This window comes from Enterococcus sp. DIV2385 (assembly GCF_051711925.1).
Taxonomy (GTDB): domain Bacteria; phylum Bacillota; class Bacilli; order Lactobacillales; family Enterococcaceae; genus Enterococcus; species Enterococcus faecalis.
Window position 1 is genome coordinate 2141572 of sequence record NZ_JBIONV010000001.1, and the last position, 25012, is coordinate 2166583.

A 25012-nucleotide genomic window follows, 5' to 3' on the forward strand; every position below is an offset into this window, starting at 1 on the left:
TTCTTAAAGAACAGTTTTTTGAAATCTTTTTCTATCTTTCTCAATAATGACCACCAAGCCAACGAACAAAAGAACACTCACAATTAACAATACTGCCGTTTTATTATATCCATGAAATAGCGCTTCGCCTCCACATGCGTAAAGTATTGAGGAAGGAATTACACCAACGACTATCGCGGCTATTAAATTTTTTAATGGCAGCTGCATAGTATCCGCAGCAAAATTAATCACAGAAGAAGGAATAATTGGAATCATGTAGCCTACCATAATCCCAATTTTTGGATGCTTCATCCGTCGAATGGACTGGACCCAATGATTGGTCTCCGTTTTTTTATCTAAAAATTTTATATGATGCATCAAAAAGATTGCAACTAAATTTCCCAAACTATTCCCTAAAACGTTAATGAGTGTGCCGCTGAAGGGACCAAAACTCAATCCTGCAATCACACCAATTACCGAGGTTGGAATCCCTGGTACTGCACACATGATCGCGGTCAAAAAAACTAACAATAGCGCTGCTGAAAAACCATGTGAACGAATTCGCTCTAATAATTGTGTCTTACTGGCTTTAGGATTCAAAAATAATTGAATATCTGTTTGATATTCTAGATACAAACGGTAACCTACCAGCAGGATTAAAATAAGCCCGCTACTGATTAGTAGTATTCGGATTGTTTTCCTCTTCATTTTCTTTGCTCCTTTTATGCTTTATACAAAGTGTAGCACAGGTTTCTTCGTGCCTCAATTAGAAGCTTGTATGAATAAAAGCCGCCCCTGAAAGTTAGACTAAAAATCTAGCTTTTAGGGGCGATTCGAAAGTTACGAAGGTACTTTTTTATTTCCGATACATCTTAAACTCCAAGAACAGATCGTTATAAATTCCTAAGTATTCTTGACCTAAATCTTGGTAAACTTCTAAATGTTTGATGGTTTCATCATCTGGATAAAATTGTTTATCTTCGGCAACTTCTTTTGGTAATAGTTTTTTAGCTTCTTTATTTGGTGTGGAATAACCAATATATTCTGCATTTTGTGCTGCATTTTCTGGTCGTAACATAAAGTTCATAAATGCATAGGCACCATCTTTATTTTTGGCTGTCTTAGGCATCACAATGTTATCAAACCAGAGATTAGAGCCTTCACTGGGAATCACATAATGTAGATGTTCATTGTTTTCTAGCATTTCAGCAGCTTCACCAGAGAAAGTTACAGCAACTGCACTTTCTTCATTAGCCATGTACATTTTGATTTCATCGGCAACAATTGCTTTGACATTGTTCGTTAATCGGTTTAACTTATCGGTAGCCTGACGTAATTGTTGGTCGTTTTTACTGTTTAACGAATAGCCTAAACTATTCAAAGATAATCCTAACACTTCGCGAGCGCCATCAATCAGCATGACATTATTTTTTAATTCTGGGCGCCATAAATCATCCCAATGTTGGATCTGACGGCCGTCAATAAATTTATCATTATAAATAATCCCCAACGTACCCCAGAAGTATGGAACGGAAAACTTATTTTTGGGATCAAAGGATTGATCTAAAAAGCGTGCATCAATGTTTTCTAAGCCTTTTAATTTGCTGTGATCAAGTGGTAAAAGCATCTTCGCTTTCATCATTTTTTGAATCATATATTCAGAAGGAATGGCAATATCATAGGCTGTGCCACCTTGCTGAATTTTTGTATACATAGCTTCATTAGAATCAAAGGTTTCGTAATTGACTTTATAGCCTGTTTCTTTTTCAAATTTCTTAATCAAGGCTGGATCTATATAGTCCCCCCAATTGTAAATGGTCAAGGTATCTGCTCCTGCCATGCCACTTGCTTTCTCCAATTGGCGCACGCCAAAAAACAAGATGACAATAATAGCGATAATTCCAATAAAAAGTGACTGTAATTTTTTCATTTTAACTTGGCCACCTCACTTTGTTCCCGACGCATTTTCTTTAAACGTTTTGGCGTATTGTCTTTACTGATAAAGTAATAACCGACAACTAGAATCATTGAGAATAGGAACACTAACGCACTTAAGGCATTGATTTCTAAACTAATTCCCTGACGTGCTCGTGAATAAATTTCAACAGATAATGTTGAAAAACCATTGCCTGTCACAAAGAATGTTACGGCAAAATCGTCCAACGAATAAGTAAAGGCCATAAAGTAGCCAGCAATAATTCCAGGCGCTAAAAAAGGCAAAATAATATTTTTAATCACTTGAACATTATTGGCCCCTAAATCCCTTGCCGCATCTACCATAGAATCGTTCATCTCTTGTAGTTTTGGTAAAACCATTAAAACAACAATTGGAATACTAAAGGCAATATGCGACAATAATACACTTGTAAAACCTAAACTGATAAACCCTACTGCTGTGAAGAAAATTAAGAAACTGGCTCCAATAATAACATCTGGTGAAACGAGTAAAATGTTATTAAAGCTAAGCAACGTGTTCCGGTTTTTACGACGTTTTGTATAATAAATCCCCATCGCGCCAAATGTTCCAATGATGGTTGCTATTAAAGCCGATAAGAAAGCTAACAAAAACGTATTCAGAACAATGGTTAACAAGCGTGTGTCTTCGAAAACGTTCCGATAATTATCTAACGTAAAACCAGTAAACTGATTCATCGTTTGCGTATCGTTAAACGAATAAAAAATCAAATAAAAGATTGGTGCGTACAGTAGCGCAAAGACAACGAATAAATACACATAAGACCATTTAAACTTTTTCTTTTGCATTATTTGCCACGCCCTTTCTTCTTCTCACCCGTCAGCAACATCACAATAAACATGGCAACAATTAAAATCACACCTATTGTTGAACCCATGCCCCAGTTTTGCGTTACTAAGAAGTGTTCCTCAATCGCCGTTCCCAACGTAATCACCCGATTGCCGCCAATTAAACGCGTTAACATAAAGAGCGAGAGCGAAGGAATAAAGACAGCTTGAACGCCACTTTTCACACCGTTCAGGGAGAGAGGAAAAATGACACGGCGGAATGTTTCCGCACTGCTAGCTCCTAAGTCCCGACTAGCACTAATCAATGAAGGATTCATCTCTTCTAAGGCATTAAAAATCGGCATAATCATAAATGGAATTTCTATATACGTTGCGACAAATAAAAAACTGAAATCTGTAAACAGAATCTGGTGCGTGCCCAAACCCATAAAACTCATAAACTGATTGATACTCCCATGAATACTGAAAATCCCAATAAAGGCATAAGCTTTTAATAATAAATTCACCCACGTTGGTAAAATAACGAGCATTAACCATAACTGTTTATGCTTGAGCTTTGTCAAAAAATAAGCCGTAGGATAACTTACCAATAACGTAAAAATGGTAATCAGAAAAGCATACCAAACCGAATTAATGGTCATACTTAAGTACGTTCCTGATGTAAAATACGTTTGGTAATTCGCCAAAGTAAACTGGCCATTCATATCGAAAAATGATTGATAAATAATCATCAGCACTGGCGCAATGACGAATAAAAGTAACCACATTACATAGGGAATCGAATAAATTCGACGCATTGTTTTCATTTTATTTTCCCCTTTCGTTTACTCGTCGTAACTTTCTAAACGGGCATCAAAGTCTTCTTCTGATTCATTGAAGCGCATCACGTGAATATCTTCTGGCTCAAAAGACAGCCCTACTTGAGCGCCTTCTTTGGCTTTTCGAGTGGAATGCACCATCCATTCGTTTCCTTGTTCATCAAAACAAATAATTTCATAATGAACGCCGCGGAATAACTGCGTGTCCACTGTTACGGTTAACTTGCCTTTTTCAAGCGTGGTAATCGTTAAGTCTTCTGGACGTAAAACGACTTCTACAGGTTCATTTTTCCGCATGCCGCCATCGACACATTCAAACTTTTTGCCCACAAATGAAACTAAATTATCTTCCAGCATCACACCGTCCACAATATTACTTTCCCCTACAAAGTCAGCAACAAAGTGATTAATCGGTTCATCATAAATATCGACTGGTGTGCCACTTTGCACGATATGACCTTTATTCATGACAAAAATTTCATCACTCATCGCTAATGCTTCTTCTTGATCATGGGTCACAAAAATAAAAGTAATTCCTAAACGTTGTTGTAAATCACGTAGTTCATATTGCATCGCTGTGCGTAATTTCAAATCTAAAGCGGATAACGGCTCATCTAAAAGCAATACTTTTGGCTCATTGACAATCGCTCGAGCAATTGCGACCCGCTGACGTTGGCCCCCAGACATTTCACTAATTTCACGTGTTTCGTAGCCGGGTAATTGAACCAAACGTAATGCCTCTTTCACTTTTTTTTCAATTTCTGCTTTGGATAGTTTTTTGATTTTTAAACCAAACGCAACATTATCAAAAACATTCATGTGAGGAAACAAAGCATAATCCTGAAACACGGTATTGACTTGGCGTTTATTGGCAGGTACATCATTTATTCTTTTACCATCAAAATAAACATCGCCAGAAGTCACGTCATTGAATCCCGCAATAATACGCAAAATCGTTGTTTTGCCACATCCTGAAGGTCCTAATAACGTATAAAATTTTCCTTCTTCAATTTCAAAGCTGACATTTTTTAATACTGGTTCATCGTCAAATTGTTTGACAACATTTTCAAATGAAATCACATGGTTTCTCACTGGATAAACTCCTCCATTTCGTCCTTTATAAATACGATTCTGTCGCCACAATTAACGCACGACTTTTTCCTCGACCATTGTTGCTAATTTGGTGAGGTTCTGTTGCTTGGTAATACATGGTTTGACCTTTTTTAGCAATATACGTGGCTTCCCCTAATGTCAAACGAATGGAGCCATCAATCACATAAATAAATGTTTCCGATAGAGAAGGTTCAAACGTTTTGTATTCGCCATTTTTATCAAAAGTAATAATGACAGGTTCCATTTCTTTTTCATTTGAGGCTGGAATTAACCATTTTAGTTCATAGCCATGTTCTTCATCATAATAGAGGGTACTTTCTTCTTCATTGTAGACAATTTTCTGTTCAAGCGGTTGCTGACTAAAAAACTGCTCTGGCGTCACGCCTAGTACTTCTAAAATTGAGAAAAATGTTTCCATTGATGGTGAGCTTAAATCCCGCTCCAATTGGGAAATATAGCCTTTGGATAAATCCGTTCTTTCGCCTAATTCTTCTTGTGTTAAATTTTTCTGAATGCGTAAATTTCTCAACTTCTCACCAATTTCCATGGCACACCTCGTTTCTATTTTCAGCTAATCTTTTCAACAAAAGTTTTGTAATACTAAACTTACAGTTTAGTTTTACCTTTTTTAGTATACGAACTTTTTGAAAAATTTCAACCATTTTTCTTTATTTTTCTAGTCTAATTGTCACACAATCTTTCTTTTCTGTATAACTTACTGTTTATAAGAAGAAAAATGATACGAAAAAATCAGAATATGATAAAATAAGACGAGTTGCTTTTTTACATAATTGGAAGGAGAGTTTTTATATGAATTCATTTCAAGCATTTACGTTAAGAGAACAAGATACATCTGTTATTGGTCAACTAGAAACCATTACTTTAGACGATTTATCAGAAGGCACTGTAGTAATCAAAGCAGCCTACTCCTCAGTTAACTTTAAAGACTCTTTAGCTTCAAAAAAAGACGGCGGTGTGATTCGCAATTATCCAATGATTCCAGGAATTGATGTCAGTGGCACTGTTGTCACATCGGAAGATCCTCGTTTCAAAGAAGGCGATAAAGTGATCGTAACAGGCTATCAATTAGGGGTTAGTCATACTGGTGGTTATTCTGAATATGTGCGTGTTCCTGGCGATTGGGTAGTTCCACTTCCTGAAAAAATGAGTCTCAAAGAAGCAATGATCTTCGGAACTGCTGGCTTTACGGCCGGATTATCTGTCACAGCTTTAGAAGACGATGGCTTACGCGACGACAAAGAAGCCCCCATTATTGTAACTGGTGCGACAGGCGGTGTTGCGACATTGTCTATTGCGATGTTGCATCAATTAGGCTACACTTCAATCACTGCATTAACTAGAAAGCCAGATTCTTTTGAGCTTTTAAAAGAGTTAGGTGTTAGTGAATGCTTATTAGTAGAAGATTTCTTAGCAACTCCTGTTAAAGCATTGATGAAACAGCGTTTTGCTTTTGCAATTGATACCACTGGTGGGGAAATTACTTCTGCTGTTTTACCACAACTTCGTTATGATGGCCGTTCAGCCATTTGTGGCCGCGCTGCTGGAATTACATTAGAGACAACCGTTTTACCCTTTATTTTACGGGGCGTTCATTTATTGGGCATTGATTCGGTTAATGTTGGTATGGACAAACGAAAAATAGTCTGGCAACGTCTTGCCACTGATTTAGACATCACTGAAAAAGCTGTGTATCAAGAGATTACTTTAGAAGAACTTCCCCCTGTTTTTGAAGCATTACAAGCAGGCCAACATATTGGACGGACCATTGTCCGAATTTCTTAAGGAGGCGTTTTGATTATGGATGTTTTAGTTACTGCTGGCGGAACGTCAGAACCGATTGATAATGTTCGTTCGATTACCAATCATTCTTCTGGCGGACTAGGAAAAGCAATTGCTGAAAGTTTTTTAGCTGCTGGACACACCGTAACCTACGTAACAACCAAACATGCATTACGTCCAACCCAACAATTGGACTTATCAATTAAAGAAATAGAAACAACGGTTGAATTAGCCACTACGTTAGAACAACTCTTTGCTGAAAAGCAATTTGATGCGATTGTTCACGCAATGGCAGTCAGTGATTTTACGACGGAAGCCGCGCAAACGGAAGAACAATTTATTGATTCTTTTGCTCAACAATTAAGCGAACAAACATTGCCAAAGACCAAAGAAGCCTTGGCAACTATCGTTCAAAACACATTGAATCAGATTGCTGATATTCCTCAAACAGCAACAAAAATTTCATCTGATACGGACCGATTATTAATTTTTCTAAAGAAAAATCCTAAAGTCATCCAAATGATTCGTGACAAGCAACCCCAAACTGTTTTAGTGGGCTTTAAATTACTTGTCGACGTTTCACAAGAAGAACTTGTCCAGGTTGCACAAGCCGCTTTGGTTAAAAATCGGTGTGACTTTGTCTTAGCCAATGACTTGATGAACGTTCATGAAACAGAACACGAAGGATTATTAATTAACGAAACGGGCATTGTCCAAGAAGCTTGTTCAAAACAAGGGATTGGTTCAATGATCGTTAAAAATGTTGAAAAGAAATGGAGAGAACAACAATGAAAACTATTTTATTAGGCGTCTCTGGCAGCATTTCTGCATATAAAGCAGCAGATATTACAAGTCAACTAACTAAGCTTGGCTACAATGTGGAAATTTTAATGACTAAAAGTAGCACAGCGTTCATCACTCCGCTGACCTTACAATCACTTTCTAAGAATCCAGTGCATACGGATGTCATGATGGAAATTGATCCCAGTAAAATTAATCACATTGAGTTAGCTAAAAAAGCGGATTTATTTTTAGTAGCACCTGCTTCGGCCAATACAATTGGGAAATTAGCCCATGGGATTGCCGACGACTTATTATCAACAGTTGCTTTGGCGCTTTATCCTGAAACACCCAAAATTATTGCGCCCGCGATGAATACGTATATGTACCAAAACCCCATTGTCCAACGAAATATTGGCATTTTAAAAGAAGTCGGCTATCAAGAAATAATCCCACGTGAAGCTCTATTAGCTTGTGGCGATTATGGTCGTGGCGCACTTGCCACTGTTGAAGATATCCTTCAAACAGTGATGAAAATTTTAGCATCTGATAACAAGGAGTAATTTATGAATAACACGAAAAAATTTACGTTAACAGCAATGTTCTTAGCTATCTTACTTTTACTGGCTTTAACCCCGCTAGGATTTATCACATTAGGTCCTTTAAATTCGACCACGATGCATATTCCTGTAATTATTGGTTCCATTGTTTTAGGGCCAAAAATCGGTAGTATGTTGGGCGGCACGTTTGGGATCATTAGCTTAATTAAAAATACGACAGCACCAACACCTTTGTCGTTTGTTTTTTCTCCATTTATTCCCGTGATTGGTACCGATCACGGTAGTTGGAAGGCTCTTTTAATTGTTCTCATTCCGCGGATTTTAATTGGGGTCGTTCCTTATTTCGCTTACAAATGGCTAAATAAATTAACGAAGGAAAAAGCGCAACCTGTCTCCTTATTTGTGGCTGGTGTTTTAGGCTCAGCAACGAATACCATTTTAGTCATGAACATGATTTATTTTCTTTTTAATTCAGCTTATGCTGAAATTATTGGTAAAGCTGGAACTGCTGTTTACCTAGCTATTATTGCGACGATTTTCAGTTCTGGTGTGCCAGAAGCTCTTGTTGCTGGTGTAGCTGCTTCAGCAATTGCTAGCGTTTTGCTTCGCTTAATGAAACGGAATGCAACGCAAAAACTATAGAAAAAAACACATGGACTAAAAATCAAGTTTGATTTTTAGTCCATGTGTTTTTTTATTTATTTTTTTTGTTTTCGTAATTTATAGGCATATTCACTGGCTTTAAATAATAATTTATTAACCGGTAAATCGAATTCCCCAATAAATTCATTAATCGTTGGGTTGAAGTTCGCTTTAAACTTAATTAAGCCATCATTTAAACTACCTTCTAAGCCGCCCATATTACAGCTTTCGCAGCCACGGTTAAAACATTCTTGAATGGCATCTCGCCAAGTCACATATGTTGGCATGTAGCGTTTATAACGATCATCTAAGCCAGCATAAAGGATTTCACTTGTTGGACCAAATGTCACAGCCAAGGCGCCAGCAACCGTGACGATTTCACCAGCTTCTGCGATATTTTCTTCTAATTCTTTTAGTTCCCGAGTCAAGGAAGCATCTAATTCTTCTAAATTATGGCGCTTTTTCACTTGATTTTCTTTCAAATTACTCAAGTCTTTTTGATTTTTGTCATAGCGTTGTCGCGTGCTATCTAAGCGTTCCTTTAAATTGACTTGCGCCAGCATAATAAAGGAGTCTTCTGGGTAAATGTTCAACAGCTTCTTAAAGTAATCACTATTCCGTAAAGAAATATGTTGGCGTTCCATGGTTGATTGAATGACTTTTTCAAATTCATCAACAAAGTCAACATGCCCTTGCTGCACAACGACCCCTTTTTTTTCAGCTGTTTTAATCATTTTCTTGGTGCTTTTTGACAATTGTTCTTCACTAAAATCTTCACGATAAATATTCGCTTGGAAGCGGGGCTGGATGGTGGCCCCCATATCCATTGTCAGTCCTTGATATTTGGCCCCTGCTTTTTTCAAGGTCTCAATAATAGCTGTCGCTTCAGCATGCGGTTGATGTTCTTCTCCCAAATGAAAATCTTGATAGTGAACCGCTGGATCCATTTTTATAAATAAAGCTCGTTTTTTCTTGCCAAATTTTTTCAATTCAGCCATAAAGTAGCTGACCAAACGTTCATTTGTATAGTCCATTACTGGACCTCTTGGTGTATATAACATCGTAAAACCGGCTGGTAATGGTTTGATTAAAACTAAACTTGATGCGACTAATGTATCCTTTTCATAAACCCCAACAATTTCAGAACCCCAGTTATCCTTGACTTTTGCCCATGAAGATGACTGTAGTAAATTACATAATGGGTGATTTTTAACAAATGTATCGTGTACTTCTGCCGGAATACCGATTTTAAATGTGTACATGTTCAAACTCCTCTGCTGTGACTTTCCAATAGTCCGTTTATCTTACACTATCATAGTGTATTCCAACAGACTAGTAAAGTTTTACATGAAAATTTTTAGAAAAAATGTAGATCTTATTCTTTATGTAAAAAAGACGAGGTAGAAACAGTTCATTCTATCACTTAGCTCACTAATAGCAACGACACTTTTCTTCACTGCCATTCAAAGGATGAATCATTTCTATCCACATCTTTTCAATTAAATACGTGTTTCAAATTTTAATGACTTGTTGATAAAATACATGATTGGTGCTGAAATCGTCATAATAATCGCTTCACTTAATGCTAACCAACTATAAGTTGTCCAAAATGCTTGACCGCCACTTGGTACTAGCATAAAGGCAATAAAAAACATACTTACAGTGAAAAATAGACTATTTAGACACATTCTAACAGGAATACTTGGTACCTTTTTTTGTAAAAAAGCTGTTAAGCTCAACGCAAATAATGTTTGCGCACCACCAAACAGAGCATCCATTACACCGAAACCAAAAAATAAGTTAAAAAAGATAACGCCGCCTAAAACACCCCAAATCAATTTGCGATTGAAAACGACTAGGTGATTCAAACTTTCTGAAATTCTAAATTGAATCATACCAGAAGAAACTGGCCGAACCAATAAAGAGAGGACAATATATAAGCCCATAATGATACCATTGGCTAAGACTGTTCTTAGCTTTCGATTGGCTTGAAACGAATTTTGCATACTTTTTCCTTCTTTCTCCGAGTTTTTTTACAAGGGATGGTTGATGAACCTTGGTTACAATTGCAACAGTTCACATTCTAATATGGAAAGTCAAAATAGTCAATGAAAGCCCTGTTTTACTTTGCACTTATTTGCAGTTTTCACCTCTCATGCATTGTTTCGTGCCTTTTTCTAGTCATTTTTTACTTTTTTAAGCAATCTTTATTCGCAGAAGTTCCTCCCTCTGGTATAATGGACAATAGCGATTCAAAGGAGGAGCTCAATGAACATTCACTACTATCTTATTATCAACGAGCAGGCAAGTAGCGGCAATGGCCGAAAAGTCGCTAGAAAAGTGATTCAACAACTCAAGCAACAAGAACTTAAATATACGGCTCTTTACACTGATTACGCTGGACATGAAAAAGAATTGACGAAGGAACTTGCAGAAACAACTTTACTTCCTTGGTCTGAAGACTTAGACGTTTCAACTTTTCCAATCCTAGTCGTGCTAGGCGGCGATGGCACACTACATAATGTCATTAATTCATTACTTCCATATGATTCAGCTATTCCTTTAAGCTATATTCCATGCGGCTCTGGAAATGATTTTGCACGAGGGGTGGGATTATCAAGGAATATTGATAAAGCATTGCATCAAATCCTGCGCACCAGACGACCAAAAGAAATTCAAACGATTCATTATGTAGAAGCCAACCAAGAAGAAATCGGCTTATCCAGCAATAATGTTGGCTTAGGGTTAGATGCGGCAATCGTGGAAAAAACCAACGAATCGTCATCAAAAAAAGCCTTAAATAAATTTAAGCTTGGCTCGCTTTCCTATATTTCTTCAATCATTCATGTCTTTTTTAAACAAAAAGGCTTTCCAATTTTAGTTGAAATGAATGGTAAACAATACACATTTAATCGTGCTTTCCTATGTACGGTCACAAATCATCCTTATTTTGGCGGGGGCGTATCAATTATGCCGACGGCCAATCCTCGCAAAGCAGTCGTGGACTTAGTTGTCGTGGAACGAATCAATATTTTTAAAATTTTGTGGCTTATTTTCCTATTGCTTCGCCAAAAACAAGGGAAATCTAAGCATTTTCATCATTTTCAATCAAGCAAAATTCGAATTGTTTCGACGATTCCACAAACCATTCACGCAGATGGCGAGATTTTAGGCAAACGAAGTATTGATATGGTTTATACCACACAAAAACGTTTGTTTTGGTTTTAACTGAGTCCCTTAAGGTTGAAAAAGAGTGCCATAAGTCAAAACGACTTATGGCACTCTTTCCTTTTCTCACATAAATTGATAAGGCGTCGTATCCTTCATTCCAATCATTGGATCAACAGCATTTGTTTGAATAATTTCGACTGTTAGTCGTGGTTCTTTTGGTAATGATTCTTCGACAACTTTTGTCGCTTTATTTGCTGTTTCTGGGGTTGACTCTTCCCCTTCATCAGCAAATAGTGAAACTTCTTGTACCGTTGTGTCAACTAATTGCTCGTCTGTTTCTTTGATCTGATCGGCTTTCGTTGATTGCTGTTCAGTTTCATAAGAGACAGCTTTTGTTTCCTTTTCAGTAAATGGATGGTCTGCCGTTAAACCTTCTTCATAGGCTTCTAACTGAGTTCTAGTCGTTAAGGTCATTTGTTCTGCGTTCACGATTCGTTCTTTTAGCATCGTCATGCGACTAGCCGATTCGTTTTTGACACATGTTTCAAAAGCAGAAACCTCACCTAGTAGAATTAATAATTCTTTACTACGTGTCACTGCTGTATACAGCAAATTTCGTTGCAGCATTCGGCTATACTGATGAACCATTGGCAGTAACACCATGCGGAATTCACTACCTTGCGCTTTATGAATCGAACAACAATAGGATAACGTAATTTTATTCCATTCATTTCTTTTATACGTTACTTCATTATTATCAAACTGTAAAACCAACTCGTCCACTTTGTCCTCTGAGTCTTTGGCTAAAGTAATTCCGACGATTTCTCCCATATCTCCATTGAACACATTTAATTCTGGCGTATTGACTAGTTGCAAAACTTTGTCCCCAATCCGATAGACGGTGTCATTCCATTTGACTTCTTTTTTCTTACCATCATTTGGATTGAAGATTTCTTGCATCATCTTATTCAAGGCATCAATGCCGGCTGCGCCACGATACATTGGCGCTAAAACTTGGATATCTTGTGGCGTAAACCCTTTTGCTTTTGCCTTTGTGACGATTTGTCGAATGTATTCTTCGATATGACCAATATCACTTGCAAAGAACGAGCGATCCTTTTGATTTTTTTGAAAATCAGCAGGCAACTTTCCTTCTTTAATTTCATGGGCAAGAGGAATAATACTTGAACCGTCTCCTTGACGATAAATTTCGTTTAACTCACATTTGGGAATTTCGTTAATTTGCAATAAGTCATGTAAGACTTGACCTGGACCGACAGACGGTAGCTGATCCTTATCACCAACAAAAATCACTTGCATGTTTGTCGGAATAGCTTTTAATAACGTATTGGCTAACCAAGTATCCACCATGGACATTTCATCTACAATTAGCAAACCACCTTCTAATTCTTTGGCGGTTAAACTCGGATTTTTTTCACGACCTGTCAAGCCTAACAAACGATGGATGGTACTTGCAGGTAAACCTGTCGTTTCGTTCATACGTTTCGCTGCTCGCCCAGTTGGCGCCGCTAGCAAGATTGGAAACATCTCCTGCGTATAGTCTTTGAGATCTAATGAAAGACCATTTAGCTCCGCAAACAACGAGACAATCCCATTAATAACAGTTGTTTTCCCTGTTCCGGGCCCTCCAGTTAAAATAAATAACGGCGATTTAATCGCTTCTTCAATCGCTGCTTGTTGCGAGTCGCCATACTGAATATTTAAACGTTTCTCAATCATTCGGATATTTTTTTGGACTTCTTCTTCCTCATAATGAATTTCTTTTTTACGAGAAAGTAAACGCTGAATCGAAGTACCAATGCCCCATTCAGAAAAATAGAGACTGTTCTCAAAAAGTTTAGTCTCTTCTTGTTGGATTTTTCCATGTTCGACTAACGTAATGATTTCATTGGCTACTTGATCAGGTGAGATTTCCACTGGGCGACTTGCTTCCAAGGTCCGAATCGCTTCTTCTAACAAAACATCTGCTTGAACATACGTATTGCCTGAGCGAATGGAGTGTTCAAACACTTCATGTAAAATCGCCGCTCGAATTCGAACAGCAGAATCCGCCTGAATGCCGATTTGTTCAGCAATATTGTCCGCTCGTTTAAATCCGACTCCCTCAATATCTTCAACTAACTGATAAGGATTTTCTTGAATCACAGAAAGGGTTTCTTCTTGATAGGTTTGATAAATTGAAAAAGCTAACTGACTACCGAAGCCGTATCGATTTAGTCCCACAATCACTTGCTCCATCCCGTGATTCAAGCGAATTGTTTCGACGATTACTTGACGTTTTTTTTCATTTAAAACAGTAACTTCTTCCAAAACACTCGGGTCATCAATAATTCGGTCAATCGCACTTTCCCCTAATACTTCAACAATTTTTTCAGCAGTTCGTTTACCAATGCCAGGAAATTTGTCACTTGATAAATAGTTAACCACCCCACTAGCCGAAGTCGGTCTTTCTTGCTGATAACTATCCACCTGAAACTGTCTGCCATAACGAGGATGGTCCACAAAATGACCAAAGAAACGATAGGGTTCCTCTTCTTGAACTTGGCCAAAACTTCCAGTTACTACAATTTCTTTTTCTAAATAATCTGTATTTGTATCGGTCACATTTACAAGAACGACTTTATAAAAATTACTGGGATTTTCAAAAAAGATTGCTTGTACAGTTCCAACAATAAAGGCTTTTTCTTCGTCCTCACCAAAAAGTGTTACCACTACAAGCCCTCCTTTCTGTTGTGTGCTTATTGTGCTTTTTCTTTAGCTAAAAAAGACGTATCATTCCATAACGTTAAGTCGTACGGCATGTTCCTTGATGCCTCTTGGGTTTCAAGGATTGAGAGGCTATTGTTTAACAGCCCGCCCATTGTCCGTAATTCTGATAATGGTTTACCAGCCATCGCTTGGATTGCCGCCGTCAGCGCTGCTCCGTGTCCGACAAATAGAACTGGACCTTCGTGCTGTTTCGCCGCTTCAGCAACTGTTTCTGAAATCCGTTGAATCGCTTGCTCGATTGGTTCACCATCAAAAATTGTTGGATCATACAAATCTAAACGATGCCGTAAATGATCTAATTCTTCTCCATAAAAATTACGCATTTCTTCAATATATTGTCCTTCTAGACGACCTAAACCTAATTCTTTTAAGGTATCTGTATAAACAATTTCAACTGGATGATTCAATTCTTGTTGAATTCCCCGCGCAGTATTTTTGGCACGTAATAGCGGACTAGAATAAATTTTTTCAAACGGAATATCTTGTAAATATTGGCCTAATTGTTTAATTTCGTCATAACTAGTTGGTAATAACGGCGAATCTCCTGTCATTCCTTGAAATCGTTTCTGTTGATTCCATTCAGTTTTTCCATGTCGTGTAAAATATAATTTCATGTAACTTCTCCAAACTTCTTTATCTCTTCATATGTCTTTCTAGTTTATCACTTCCCTGCGAAAATATCCATGGAAGTTTCTAGTAATCCAAGCAAAATAAGCCTAGAACAAAAATCTAAATTGTTTTTTGTTCTAGGCTCGGAAATTGGGCAACAGTAAAAATAAAACCACTTTCTTCTGACATTTTTGAAAAAAGCGCTACTGTCTTAACTTTTTTTAATCCAATTTATCATTTTCATAATGATGCGTCAGTTCTAAGTTCGGAAAATTTTGCTGACGTAAGGCTTCATAAACAATTAGTGCGGCAGTGTTAGAAAGATTCAATGAGCGCACATGTTCATCATTCATAGGAATTCGGATACACTTTTCTTCGTTTTCTCGCATAAACGTTTCTGGTAAGCCCGTTGTTTCTTTTCCAAAAAGAAAATAATGGTCCCCGCCATCATTATAATTGACCTCGCTGTATGTTTGGTGAGCAAATTTGGTTACTAAATGCAAGTGTTTGCCTGCCACATGGGCTAAAAAGGCAGCCAAATCTTTATGATACGTAATATTTACATCATTCCAATAATCTAATCCGGCACGTTTTAAGTGTTTATCATCTGTTGAAAATCCTAAAGGTTCAATTAAATGCAACGGTGTATTCGTCGCTGCACATGTCCGTGCAATATTTCCAGTATTTGCTGGAATTTGTGGTTCAAATAAAACAATATGGTTCGTCAACTATCTTCAGCTCCTCAAATATCAATCGTGTTCATTTTAGCATAAATTCAAAATAAATAGCGCCCACAATACTTATTTTCAAAAAAAAAAACCGCATGACGCGATGATGTCAGGCGGCAGCTATTCTAACCAATAAAAAAAACGTACCGTCTCGGTGTCTAGCACGGCGAGTCGTTACGTTAGTGAAGGTCTCTTCACTAACTTTTATCAGAACAGGACCCTGATAAAAACCAATGAAAAAACAACTTGTAAGTAATATAACACCAATGTCACTTTATTGCAAGACTTTTTTAGGATTTTCTTCACAAAAAAGTCTATCTTTTACGACCTACTAACAAGCGGACGTCAATCGTGATTTTTTCCAATGGTCGCTGTTGTAGCTCGGCTTTAACTTCTTGAGAAACTTGCCACTCTAATGGCGACATTTCTAATAAATCCAACCGTCTTTCCTCGGGAATGTCAAAGCAATAAGTTATTCGTTCATCTACTTCCACTGCTAATTCCTCGGCAAAACGTTGGACTACTTTTTGATTGGAATAACTTTGTTTCTTTTCGTCATTGGGATAAAAAGCCGCTCGTAATTCCTTTAAATAATTCTCTTCAGGAATAATTTTAATCACAGTCCCGTCAGCTTTTAGTACTCGCCGAAATTCTTGATAATGTGAAGGAGAAAAAATATTTAAAATCGTATCAAGCCCTTGATCCGCAAATGGCAAATTCGTTAAATCCGCCACACACCAAAACGCATCAATTGGCTGATTACTTGCTAAATAGATTCCTTCCTTTGATAAATCAAACCCGATTTTCAGTCCAGATAAGCCTGCTTGACTTAACTCAGCAAGAAAACTCCCTTCACCACAACCAACATCGACTACTGTTTTATTTTGAGGAAGATAGTGCATAATTTTGTTTAAAACAGGCGCGTACATGCCACTTTGAATCATTTTTCCTCGAGAAGTAAACATTTTTTTATTATATTCTGTCTGAACGCCATGATTTAGAAAGTATAGCGTGCCTTTCTTGGATAAATCAAATTGATGCCTCTGTTGACAAATCAGACCAACCCCTTCTACATGCATTGGTTCATGACAAGTTGGACAGCGAAATACGGCTGCTTCTTTTTTCAATAATTGTTGTGCTCGTTCAATTTTCTTTAACATTTAAAACTCCTTACGTTCATCAAATGAACATTTTCTCTTATAAAAAGTTGCACTCTTTTTTTCAGGGCTATGGTAGTAAGCAGAATTATGGTACAATGCCTGTGAAGAAAAAGCAAGGAGCGATAAGAAATGATTAAAGAATTCTGTGCCGAAAATTTCACTAAGATTCCCCAAGCCATTCAAAAAGGTGCGAATCGCATCGAATTATGCGATAACTTAGCCGTGGGTGGAACGACGCCAAGTACTGGTGTTATTGAAGAAGTCTTAGCATACGCTGGCGAACATTCTGTACCAGTGATGACAATCATTCGTCCTCGTGGCGGCAATTTTGTCTATAATGATATTGAATTAAAAATTATGCATACCGATTTAATCGAAGCAAAGAAATTAGGAACCGACGGCATTGTTATTGGCTGTTTAACTGAGGACGGTTGGTTAGATGAAGAAGCTTTGGACTTATTCATTGAAACAGCTGAAGGCTTGCAAATCACTTTCCATATGGCTTTTGATGCCTTGTCGAAAGAAAACCAATTTAAGGCGATCGACTGGTTAGCTGAGCGTGGTGTGACGCGTATTTTAACTCATGGCGGGCCAGCTGGTACCCCTATCGAAGACAACTTTGATCATTTAAAAGAATTAATTGCCTACGCAGATCAACGGATTCTTATTTTACCAGGTGGCGGTATTTCCACAGAAAACGTTCAAACTGTGATGGACACTTTAAAAGTCACAGAAGTCCATGGCACAAAAATTGTTTAATTTCTTGTATCTAAAAAAGTGAGGTAGCCGTCGTATTAACGGCTATCTCACTTTTTTGATTTCAAGCAAACCAACGAATCCTTTTACCTCAGTCTCATGATAAATAAGTGCAATTTTTTAAACAAAATAACGCATAAACATGCTGGCAATATTAAAATAAATTAATACACTGGTTAAATCACTTAAGGTAGTAATAAACGGGCCACTGGCAACTGCGGGATCAAACCCTAATTTATCCATTAACATTGGGATTAAACTCCCTGCTAAATTCGCCACAGTAATTGCACAGAGCATTGCCATCCCAATCACAAATCCAAGCGGAAGATTATGTTGCCACACGCCAACCACAATCATAATGGTTAAACCTGTCACAGCACCCGTCACTAGTCCCGTGAGCACTTCACTTAAGATTAAGCGACCAAAATTACTATCCTTTTCATCTTTCATAGCCAAACGGCGTACCGCGACCGCCAATGATTGTGTTCCGGCATTGCCGGCTGTTCCGGTAATTAAAGAAATAAAAACGGCTAAAATACTCGCTTCGCTAACTAACGACTCATAATTACTGATTAACGAGGCCGTAGACATCCCTAAAAACAGCAGCGTAATTAACCAAGGTAATCGTTTAGAAGCGGCTTTTAAAGGGTTCTCACTAACTTCTTCAACGTCGACCCCGGCTAAACCAGAGTAGTCGCTAGCGGCTTCATCATCGATAACATCAATAATATCATCAACTGTTACAATCCCCAACAAATGATCATCATAATCTGTAACTGGCACAGCTAAGAAGTCATAGTCACGAATTGTTTGCGCGACATCTTCTTGGTCATCGCCAACATGAACTGAAATAACCCGTTCATTCAAAATATCAGCAATCAAGGTATCATCATCATTAACAATTAAATCCCGCAACGAAATAACGCCGACTAAATGATTTTCTTGGTCGACTACGTAAACGTAATAGATTGTTTCCGCCATGTCCGCTTGATTCTTTAAGACGTACATCGCAGAACGCACTGTTTGATTCGCCACAATCGAAACAAATTCGGTGGTCATAATCGCCCCAGCAGTTTCATCTTCGTAATGAAGTAACTCTTTAATTTCGCCTGCTTCTTCACTACTTAACAAACTAAGATATTTCGCCTTTTGACTCTTATCTAACATATTTAGTAAATCCACCGCATTATCGGTATACATCTCAGCTAACATATCGGCTGCATAACTTGGGCGCATTTCAGCTAAATAATCTTTCATATTCTCATTATCTTCTTCGATAACATCAAACATATCCGCTAGTTCTTTCGGAGATAGGTAATTGTATAAATGTTGTCGGTCTTTTTCATCTAACGATTGGTAAAATTGTCCTTGTTCATAAATGTGTAACGCTAAAAATAGCTCACGAAATTCGTTCATTTGTTGATTTTTTAGCGTTTCTAAAAGAAGGGCAAATTGCTCTTCCATTTCTTGGCCTTCATTCATCTTACACTTTCCCCTCCTGCCTCTTTATTATTATAACGTATCATCTACACTTTTCATATCCTCCGCTAGTGGGGAAATCAGATGAACCGTTTCTTTGGTAAAAGGATGAGTAAAAATTAGTTCCATGCAATGCAACGCTTGCCGCTCAATTCCTTGATCCATCTTTCCATGATACATCTCATCCCCTAACAATGAACAGCCAATTGCTTCAAAATGTACCCGAATTTGATGTGTTCGTCCTGTATGGAGCTGAATGCGCACAGCTGCTGCTTGGGCTCCTCTTTTTGCGAGCCAATATTCTGTACTAGCAAATTGACCTGTTTCGATAACTTGGCGTTTTAATAAAGAGGACAAGTCGCGCCCAATTGGCTTTTCAATCAATTGATGCTCGTTTAACTGCTCAATCGCTCCACCAACAAGGGCATAATAAATTTTTGTCACTTTTTTTTCTCGTAATTCTTGGTCAATTAAAGCATGAGCAAAGCCGTGTTTCGCAAATAACATCAGCCCAGAAGTATCTCGATCTAAACGAGTCACGACATGAATAACTTGATTCACGTAATTTTGACGCTTGTAATAGCCCTTAACACGATTCGCCATCGTTCCTGAAGGATGATACTGAGCAGGTATCGAGGCAATGCCAGCAGGCTTATTAACTACTAAAAAATGATCATCTTCAAACACAATTTCAATCGGTTCATCATCTGTTAATAATGTCTCATGTTCCGCTTCATCTGGAATCGTCATTTTAACGACATCGCCAGTTTGTAAAGGATAGATGGCATTTTGAACGGTCCCATTCACTTGAATTTTACCACCCTGAAATTTCACCTTAGCTAATAACCCTTTTGAAACACCTTGTTCCTTTAAAAAATATTTCACTTGTTGTGTTGTTTCTTTGTCATATGTCCATTGAAATTCCATCGTTTAATTAATCCTCACCAATAAAGGCATCTTTCACTCGATGCCAGAAATGCATGTGCCGATAAGAGGCAAAATGAATCCGTTCGTCTGCAATTCGATAGCAGACAGAAGCGATATTTTCTTGATAAATATCTAATTGGTCCACCGTGACAAAATAATCATCACTTTCCTGTAATTTAATCTCCAGCCACTCCGTATGTGCGATTACAATCGGTGACCCCAATGTTCGAAAGACACGATTGTTTAAGGAGGCGATTTCGGTTAACTGAAACGCATTAATGCTAGGATGCAAAACAGCCCCACCAATACTTTTATTATACGCAGTAGAGCCGGTTGGGGTCGAAATCGACAACCCATCACCACGAAATCGTTCAAACAGTTCGTCTTTAATAAACACATCGCCCACCATCGTCCGGTTTCCTCGTTTAATTGTCGATTCATTTAATGCTAAAAAATGTTTATCTGGTTTCCCATCTCTAAACCGAATCCGCACATCTAATAATGGATAACTCGTACTTTTTTCACGATGAATACACAAACTCTCAACTAGTTCTTTTAATTCATAATCACGCCAATCTGTATAGAAACCCAAGTGTCCGGTATGTACACCTAAGAAACTTACTTCGTTTAACAGATGATTAAATCGATGAAAAGCGGAAAGAAGCGTACCATCTCCGCCGACTGAAATCACAAGTTCAGGTTGACGATTGTCTATTTGAATTTGGTTTTGCTCTAATAGTGTTGTCAGTTGTTTTGTGACTTGTTTCGATTTTTCTTCCGAGTTATGAACAATCGCCACTTTCATAAGCAGACTCCTTTACTGATTTTCTGGTGTTTCGTTTTTAATTTGCTTATAGTATTCGTTTTCTAGCAATCCACGGCCATGAGAGAAGTAATGTTGTGCTTCTTGAATTTCTTCACGAATAGATGACATCTCTTCATCTAATAAATAGGCTGCCTCTGCCGCTCGCTGAAGGCGTTCTTTCATTTCTTCAGGAAAGACACCTTGATATTTATAATTCAAAGAATGTTCAATCGTTGCCCAAAAATTCATGGAAAGTGTCCGAATTTGGATTTCGGCCAAAATAATCTTTTCCCCGGTGACTAATTGCACAGGATATTCCACCACCACATGGTACGAACGATAGCCACTTTCTTTTTTATTTTCAATGTAGTCACGTTCTTCCACAATTTTTAAGTCTTTACGATTTCTTAAAAGTGCGACTACCTGGTAAATGTCTTCCACAAATTGGCACATAATCCGCAAACCAGCAATGTCTTGCATTTCTTCTTCAATCCGATTTAAAGGAATATGCCGAATTGCCGTCTTTGTCAAAATACTATCTACTGGTTTCACACGTCCTGTAACGAATTCAATTGGTATGTGTTTATCTTGCTCCCGAAATTGTTTACGAATACCTCGTAGTTTTACTTTTAATTCGCTGACCGCCTGTTCATATGGCGCTAAAAACAGCTCCCACTCTCGTTCCATGGTAGATCCCTCAATTTCCTTGAATTTCATTCACTGATTATTTTACCACAGTCCTCCCTAAAATAGGGTGTTATTCGCTATTTGATTTCCAAACGCCTTTCATTAGAAAAATTTTTCACAGAGAAGACCACTTTTCTTGACGGAAACCTATATAATATGTGAAAATTGGAGTGATTTAAGAAAGAGAGAGAACCCCATGAGTGAGCACTTAGAAATTGAATTTAAAACATTAGTTAGTCCGCAAGATTTCAAACGATTAATCGACCATTTTGCTATTCAAAAAACGGACTTTTTTACGCAAACAAATCATTATTTTGATACGGACGATTTTCAATTAAAAGCACAACGAATGGGCTTAAGAATTCGCGTATTAGCAGATCGTGGTGAGTTAACCTTAAAAGTTCCTGCGCCAGAAGGATTATTAGAAATCAATGACCCTTTATCGCTTGAGACGGCGAACCACTTTATCAAGAGGAATCACCTCCCTACTGAGGGGGCTGTGGCGAAGAAATTACAAGAATTAGGTATTGAAATCGCCTCGATCCATTTAATTGGTTCATTAAAAACAGCACGTGCAGAAAAACAAATTCCTCAAGGACTACTTGCGTTAGACGAAAGTTGGTATAACCAACAGCACGATTTTGAATTAGAGTTAGAAGTTACTGAAGCTGAAAGCGGCAAGCAAGCGTTTCAAACATTAATGGCTGATTTGAACATTCCCATTACGCTTGCACCTAACAAGATTCAACGCATGATTCGGACCACTGCCCCTTAGTATTCGAAGCACTGACGTTCTGGCACCTGTATTTGAAAAAGCATGGCATTGGAGGAAGTATGAATGGTTGAAATTTATTTGTTCGTCAATCCTTTAGGCGGCGTCTGTTTAGAAATTGAAAAAGAAATTATACAATTGTCTGTTAACGACAAGAAGAAAATACAATTGCGCTTTATTCCTTTATTAAATATGAAAACGATCAATGAATTTTTGAGTCGTCAACATATTCCGATTAATGACATTAAACGACGGAATCGAATTTTTGAAGATTTATACTCAGCCGCTCTTGACTATAAAGCAGCACAGTTACAAGGCCGAAAAAAAGGCCGACAATTGTTGATTGGCTTACAAAAAGCAGTAGCTGAAGACGGTCTAGCTTACTCTCCTGAGTTATCAGAAGAACTACTTCTAGCGGCTGGCGGGGATATTGATATGTATCGTAAAGACCGACAATCCGATTTTGTCAAAGAATCTTTCCAAACCGACCAAAAAGTTGCTCGAGAAATGGGGATTAAACAACATCCTACCGCAGTCGTTTACAACTATACTTGCGAGAACGATTTCGGCATTTTAGTCGAAAATTTTGAAAACATGGATGAAATTAAACAACTGTGTCGTGTCCATCCACATAACGAACCGTTGCTGGACCAAGGTGACGCAACCTTTGAATTTAAACGTCGCTCCAATTATCATTTTCCAAATGGACATTTACATTTATTATAAAAAAGATGCTGCGAGAAAAGCTGTTAACCAATTATCTTAAGAGTTAAAAAGTGGGATATAAGTCATTTGGACTTATATCCCACTTCTTTGTCTATAATTTTTCAACCAAAGCTTCTAATTCCGTTAAACGCTCTTCAAAAACTTTCATTGCATCTTCGATATACGTGGCTTGTGTCATATCCACGCCCGCTTTTTTCATCACTTCAATTGGGAAGTCACTACTTCCTGCTTTCAAGTAGTTAAGGTACTTCTCTAAAGCTCCTTCTTCTCCAGCTAAAATATGTTTAGACAATGCCGAAGCGGCTGAGAAGCCAGTTGCATATTGATAAACATAGTAATTGTAATAAAAATGTGGAATTCTCGCCCATTCGTAACTGATTTCTTCGTCTCTAACTACTTCTGGTCCATAATATTTAGCATTGAGCTCGCCATAATACTCACTCAAATATTCACTTGTTAATGGCGTGCCTTTAGCATCTTCCGTGTGAATAAAATGTTCAAATTCCGCAAATTGGGTTTGACGGAAAATGGTTCCCTTAAAGCCGTCTAAATAGTGATTTAAGACATACGCACGTACTTTAGGATCTGTTTCTGTTTGTAATAAATATTCTGTTAAAATATTTTCATTTGTGGTTGAAGCAATCTCAGCTAAGAAAATTGAATAGTCGCCATAAACATACGGCTGATTATTTCTTGTATAGTAACTATGAACGCTATGGCCCATCTCATGGACTAATGTAAATAGTTGATCCAAACTATCATGCCAATTCATTAAAATGTATGGGGCTGTGTCATAAGCTCCTGAAGAATATGCGCCACTTCGTTTTCCTTGATTTTCAATCACATCAATCCAGCGACTTGAAAAAGCTTCTTTAACAATAGATAAATAGTCTTCACCTAGTGGTTTTAAAGCCTCAATTGCTTTTTCTTTTGCTTCTTCATAGCTGTAACGAATTGGTGCTTCACCTAGCAAAGGCGCATACAAGTCGTACATGTGTAATTCTTCTACGTTTAATAATTTTTTTCTTAATTTTACATAACGATGTAGCAAAGGTAAATGTTTATTTACTACAGCTACTAATGTTTCGTGAACACTTTCAGGGATATGATTACTTGCTAAAGAGGCTGCCCGAGCAGAATCATAATTTCTAATTTTTGCTTTATAATTATGCGTTTTAACATGTGCACCTAAAGTTGAGGCTAAGGTATTTCTAAATTGTTTGTATACTTTGTACAAACCTTTAAATGCTGCTTCACGAACAGATGGATCGACACTTTCCATTAACTGACCATAAACGCCATGAGAAAGTTGAATCGTTTCGCCTTCAGCATTTTGCACAGTTGGAAATTCTAAGTCTGCATTATTTAAAATTGAAAATGTATTACTTGAGGCACCAAAAATTTCACTAGCCCCCGCCAGTAAAGCTTCTTGTTCCATCGATAAAACATGGGGACGTTCATCTAAAATATTTTGAATATAGTGACGATAAACAGCTAATTTGGGCTGCTCTTCAAAATATCCCCAGATTTGTTCATCACTTAATGTTAAAACCTCTGGGTCAAACCAAGAAACAGCTTCACTAACTTGTGCATATAAAGAACTAGCTCTGGCATATAAAGCTTGGTAAGCTGTATTTGTAGTGTCTTGATCATTTTTTAAATGAGAATAGACATATAATGTTTCCACTTTTCGATAGACATCTAAAACGTATTCTAACGCAGCTAGAAAAGCTTCTGCACCATTCCCTAAGGTTCCTTTAAATGATTCTGCTTGATTTAGCTCTTCTGTCAACTGATTATACGCAACATCAAAAGCAGCATCATCTTTAAAAATTTTGGTTAAATCCCAAGTTAATGGAGTTGGAACTTCATCACGTGTTGGTAATTGTTTAATTTCGCTCATAGTTTACTCTCCTTTAAGAAACGTTTTACTCATTATACTATCAT

25 protein-coding genes are annotated in these 25012 nt (G+C 37.6%); 8 read left to right on the top strand and 17 right to left on the bottom strand.

Going from position 1 to position 25012, the window contains the following annotated elements; translation table 11 throughout:
• Positions 1 to 3 precede the first annotated feature (3 nt).
• From IGM04_RS10335 to IGM04_RS10360, 6 genes are all read right to left on the bottom strand, one after another.
• The gene (locus IGM04_RS10335; RefSeq protein WP_010825468.1) at positions 4 to 687 is read right to left on the bottom strand and encodes a TVP38/TMEM64 family protein; all 684 of its coding nucleotides are present in this window, start codon (positions 685 to 687) and stop codon (positions 4 to 6) included.
• Between the two features lie 148 nt (positions 688 to 835).
• A complete protein-coding gene (locus IGM04_RS10340) occupies positions 836 to 1909 on the bottom strand; it encodes an ABC transporter substrate-binding protein (protein ID WP_002359578.1) in 1074 nt (357 codons plus the stop codon).
• On the bottom strand, positions 1906 to 2742 hold the full coding sequence (locus tag IGM04_RS10345; RefSeq protein ID WP_002356512.1) for an ABC transporter permease: 837 nt from the start codon (positions 2740 to 2742) through the stop codon (positions 1906 to 1908). Before IGM04_RS10345 ends, IGM04_RS10340 begins: the two co-directional genes overlap by 4 nt.
• Positions 2742 to 3548, bottom strand: a complete 807-nt coding sequence (locus IGM04_RS10350) for an ABC transporter permease (RefSeq protein ID WP_002356510.1) — start codon at positions 3546 to 3548, stop codon at positions 2742 to 2744. The genes IGM04_RS10345 and IGM04_RS10350 overlap by 1 nt, the downstream gene beginning before the upstream one ends.
• An 18-nt stretch (positions 3549 to 3566) precedes the next feature.
• The gene (locus IGM04_RS10355) at positions 3567 to 4652 is read right to left on the bottom strand and encodes an ABC transporter ATP-binding protein (RefSeq protein ID WP_002356508.1); all 1086 of its coding nucleotides are present in this window, start codon (positions 4650 to 4652) and stop codon (positions 3567 to 3569) included.
• Positions 4653 to 4677: 25 nt separating this feature from the next.
• Entirely contained in the window at positions 4678 to 5220 is a 543-nt protein-coding gene (locus IGM04_RS10360; RefSeq protein ID WP_002356507.1) for a helix-turn-helix domain-containing protein, read from the bottom strand.
• 263 nt (positions 5221 to 5483) lie between these two features.
• On the opposite strand from IGM04_RS10360, the gene IGM04_RS10365 reads away from it, so the two are divergent.
• The 4 genes from IGM04_RS10365 to IGM04_RS10380 are packed head-to-tail and all read left to right on the top strand — an operon-like array spanning position 5484 to position 8455.
• Positions 5484 to 6476, top strand: a complete 993-nt coding sequence (locus tag IGM04_RS10365) for a YhdH/YhfP family quinone oxidoreductase (protein WP_002356506.1) — start codon at positions 5484 to 5486, stop codon at positions 6474 to 6476.
• A 15-nt stretch (positions 6477 to 6491) separates the two neighbouring features.
• A complete protein-coding gene (gene coaB / locus IGM04_RS10370) occupies positions 6492 to 7265 on the top strand; it encodes a phosphopantothenate--cysteine ligase (protein WP_002381480.1) in 774 nt (257 codons plus the stop codon).
• On the top strand, positions 7262 to 7816 hold the full coding sequence (gene coaC / locus IGM04_RS10375; protein ID WP_002365039.1) for a phosphopantothenoylcysteine decarboxylase: 555 nt from the start codon (positions 7262 to 7264) through the stop codon (positions 7814 to 7816). The genes coaB and coaC overlap by 4 nt, the downstream gene beginning before the upstream one ends.
• A gap of 3 nt (positions 7817 to 7819) precedes the next feature.
• Positions 7820 to 8455 carry an ECF transporter S component gene (locus tag IGM04_RS10380; RefSeq protein ID WP_002356501.1) on the top strand — a complete coding sequence of 212 codons (636 nt, stop codon included), beginning with the start codon at positions 7820 to 7822 and terminating at the stop codon, positions 8453 to 8455.
• 56 nt (positions 8456 to 8511) lie between these two features.
• Here IGM04_RS10380 and IGM04_RS10385 read toward each other — a convergent pair whose 3' ends face one another.
• Positions 8512 to 9717: an aminoacyltransferase gene (locus tag IGM04_RS10385; protein WP_002385715.1), complete on the bottom strand. Its 1206-nt coding sequence runs from the start codon at positions 9715 to 9717 to the stop codon at positions 8512 to 8514.
• Between the two features lie 237 nt (positions 9718 to 9954).
• Positions 9955 to 10461 (bottom strand): QueT transporter family protein, encoded by a 507-nt coding sequence (locus tag IGM04_RS10390; protein ID WP_086318016.1) that lies wholly within the window; start codon positions 10459 to 10461, stop codon positions 9955 to 9957.
• A gap of 262 nt (positions 10462 to 10723) precedes the next feature.
• Here IGM04_RS10390 and IGM04_RS10395 point away from each other — a divergent pair, with 262 nt between their 5' ends.
• Complete coding sequence (locus IGM04_RS10395) at positions 10724 to 11683, top strand: diacylglycerol/lipid kinase family protein (RefSeq protein WP_086318015.1); 960 nt, start codon at positions 10724 to 10726, stop codon at positions 11681 to 11683.
• A 66-nt stretch (positions 11684 to 11749) separates the two neighbouring features.
• Here IGM04_RS10395 and recD2 read toward each other — a convergent pair whose 3' ends face one another.
• From recD2 to IGM04_RS10415, 4 genes are all read right to left on the bottom strand, one after another.
• Positions 11750 to 14359: an SF1B family DNA helicase RecD2 gene (gene recD2, locus IGM04_RS10400; RefSeq protein WP_002404854.1), complete on the bottom strand. Its 2610-nt coding sequence runs from the start codon at positions 14357 to 14359 to the stop codon at positions 11750 to 11752.
• A gap of 26 nt (positions 14360 to 14385) precedes the next feature.
• On the bottom strand, positions 14386 to 15030 hold the full coding sequence (locus IGM04_RS10405; protein ID WP_086318014.1) for a histidine phosphatase family protein: 645 nt from the start codon (positions 15028 to 15030) through the stop codon (positions 14386 to 14388).
• A 216-nt stretch (positions 15031 to 15246) separates the two neighbouring features.
• Complete coding sequence (gene trmL / locus IGM04_RS10410; RefSeq protein WP_016616085.1) at positions 15247 to 15753, bottom strand: tRNA (uridine(34)/cytosine(34)/5-carboxymethylaminomethyluridine(34)-2'-O)-methyltransferase TrmL; 507 nt, start codon at positions 15751 to 15753, stop codon at positions 15247 to 15249.
• A 314-nt stretch (positions 15754 to 16067) separates the two neighbouring features.
• Positions 16068 to 16913 carry a methyltransferase domain-containing protein gene (locus IGM04_RS10415; RefSeq protein ID WP_002380669.1) on the bottom strand — a complete coding sequence of 282 codons (846 nt, stop codon included), beginning with the start codon at positions 16911 to 16913 and terminating at the stop codon, positions 16068 to 16070.
• 129 nt (positions 16914 to 17042) lie between these two features.
• Between IGM04_RS10415 and cutC the strand changes: the two genes are divergently transcribed.
• Positions 17043 to 17672 (top strand): copper homeostasis protein CutC, encoded by a 630-nt coding sequence (gene cutC, locus IGM04_RS10420; RefSeq protein WP_002359565.1) that lies wholly within the window; start codon positions 17043 to 17045, stop codon positions 17670 to 17672.
• Positions 17673 to 17789: 117 nt separating this feature from the next.
• Here the strand turns inward: cutC and mgtE are convergent, their stop codons facing one another.
• From mgtE to IGM04_RS10440, 4 genes are read right to left on the bottom strand one after another with little or no spacing between them, the layout of a single operon-like run.
• The gene (mgtE, locus tag IGM04_RS10425) at positions 17790 to 19151 is read right to left on the bottom strand and encodes a magnesium transporter (RefSeq protein ID WP_002362548.1); all 1362 of its coding nucleotides are present in this window, start codon (positions 19149 to 19151) and stop codon (positions 17790 to 17792) included.
• 30 nt (positions 19152 to 19181) lie between these two features.
• The gene (locus IGM04_RS10430; RefSeq protein ID WP_002362281.1) at positions 19182 to 20075 is read right to left on the bottom strand and encodes an RluA family pseudouridine synthase; all 894 of its coding nucleotides are present in this window, start codon (positions 20073 to 20075) and stop codon (positions 19182 to 19184) included.
• A 7-nt stretch (positions 20076 to 20082) separates the two neighbouring features.
• Complete coding sequence (locus IGM04_RS10435) at positions 20083 to 20880, bottom strand: NAD kinase (protein ID WP_002356486.1); 798 nt, start codon at positions 20878 to 20880, stop codon at positions 20083 to 20085.
• A 12-nt stretch (positions 20881 to 20892) separates the two neighbouring features.
• Entirely contained in the window at positions 20893 to 21567 is a 675-nt protein-coding gene (locus IGM04_RS10440) for a GTP pyrophosphokinase (RefSeq protein ID WP_002356484.1), read from the bottom strand.
• Between the two features lie 196 nt (positions 21568 to 21763).
• On the opposite strand from IGM04_RS10440, the gene IGM04_RS10445 reads away from it, so the two are divergent.
• Both IGM04_RS10445 and IGM04_RS10450 read left to right on the top strand, forming a co-directional pair.
• Positions 21764 to 22342: a CYTH domain-containing protein gene (locus tag IGM04_RS10445; protein ID WP_086318013.1), complete on the top strand. Its 579-nt coding sequence runs from the start codon at positions 21764 to 21766 to the stop codon at positions 22340 to 22342.
• Positions 22343 to 22405: 63 nt separating this feature from the next.
• Positions 22406 to 23065 (top strand): ClpXP adapter SpxH family protein, encoded by a 660-nt coding sequence (locus tag IGM04_RS10450; RefSeq protein ID WP_002356482.1) that lies wholly within the window; start codon positions 22406 to 22408, stop codon positions 23063 to 23065.
• A gap of 91 nt (positions 23066 to 23156) precedes the next feature.
• On the opposite strand, the gene pepF is transcribed toward IGM04_RS10450, so the two are convergent.
• Complete coding sequence (gene pepF, locus IGM04_RS10455) at positions 23157 to 24968, bottom strand: oligoendopeptidase F (RefSeq protein ID WP_086318012.1); 1812 nt, start codon at positions 24966 to 24968, stop codon at positions 23157 to 23159.
• Positions 24969 to 25012: the final 44 nt, after the last annotated feature.

Coding starts and splice junctions, on each gene's coding strand:
- IGM04_RS10395 (WP_086318015.1), top strand. CDS start 10,724: ATGAACATTCACTACTATCTTATTATCAACGAGCAGGCAAGTAGCGGC.
- IGM04_RS10340 (WP_002359578.1), bottom strand. CDS start 1,909: ATGAAAAAATTACAGTCACTTTTTATTGGAATTATCGCTATTATTGTC.
- IGM04_RS10385 (WP_002385715.1), bottom strand. CDS start 9,717: ATGTACACATTTAAAATCGGTATTCCGGCAGAAGTACACGATACATTT.
- IGM04_RS10380 (WP_002356501.1), top strand. CDS start 7,820: ATGAATAACACGAAAAAATTTACGTTAACAGCAATGTTCTTAGCTATC.
- IGM04_RS10350 (WP_002356510.1), bottom strand. CDS start 3,548: ATGAAAACAATGCGTCGAATTTATTCGATTCCCTATGTAATGTGGTTA.
- IGM04_RS10435 (WP_002356486.1), bottom strand. CDS start 20,880: ATGAAAGTGGCGATTGTTCATAACTCGGAAGAAAAATCGAAACAAGTC.
- IGM04_RS10365 (WP_002356506.1), top strand. CDS start 5,484: ATGAATTCATTTCAAGCATTTACGTTAAGAGAACAAGATACATCTGTT.
- pepF (WP_086318012.1), bottom strand. CDS start 24,968: ATGAGCGAAATTAAACAATTACCAACACGTGATGAAGTTCCAACTCCA.
- IGM04_RS10430 (WP_002362281.1), bottom strand. CDS start 20,075: ATGGAATTTCAATGGACATATGACAAAGAAACAACACAACAAGTGAAA.
- IGM04_RS10390 (WP_086318016.1), bottom strand. CDS start 10,461: ATGCAAAATTCGTTTCAAGCCAATCGAAAGCTAAGAACAGTCTTAGCC.
- IGM04_RS10440 (WP_002356484.1), bottom strand. CDS start 21,567: ATGGAACGAGAGTGGGAGCTGTTTTTAGCGCCATATGAACAGGCGGTC.
- IGM04_RS10345 (WP_002356512.1), bottom strand. CDS start 2,742: ATGCAAAAGAAAAAGTTTAAATGGTCTTATGTGTATTTATTCGTTGTC.
- mgtE (WP_002362548.1), bottom strand. CDS start 19,151: ATGAATGAAGGCCAAGAAATGGAAGAGCAATTTGCCCTTCTTTTAGAA.
- IGM04_RS10335 (WP_010825468.1), bottom strand. CDS start 687: ATGAAGAGGAAAACAATCCGAATACTACTAATCAGTAGCGGGCTTATT.
- IGM04_RS10405 (WP_086318014.1), bottom strand. CDS start 15,030: ATGAAATTATATTTTACACGACATGGAAAAACTGAATGGAATCAACAG.
- coaB (WP_002381480.1), top strand. CDS start 6,492: ATGGATGTTTTAGTTACTGCTGGCGGAACGTCAGAACCGATTGATAAT.
- IGM04_RS10450 (WP_002356482.1), top strand. CDS start 22,406: ATGGTTGAAATTTATTTGTTCGTCAATCCTTTAGGCGGCGTCTGTTTA.
- IGM04_RS10415 (WP_002380669.1), bottom strand. CDS start 16,913: ATGTTAAAGAAAATTGAACGAGCACAACAATTATTGAAAAAAGAAGCA.
- IGM04_RS10445 (WP_086318013.1), top strand. CDS start 21,764: ATGAGTGAGCACTTAGAAATTGAATTTAAAACATTAGTTAGTCCGCAA.
- IGM04_RS10360 (WP_002356507.1), bottom strand. CDS start 5,220: ATGGAAATTGGTGAGAAGTTGAGAAATTTACGCATTCAGAAAAATTTA.
- coaC (WP_002365039.1), top strand. CDS start 7,262: ATGAAAACTATTTTATTAGGCGTCTCTGGCAGCATTTCTGCATATAAA.
- cutC (WP_002359565.1), top strand. CDS start 17,043: ATGATTAAAGAATTCTGTGCCGAAAATTTCACTAAGATTCCCCAAGCC.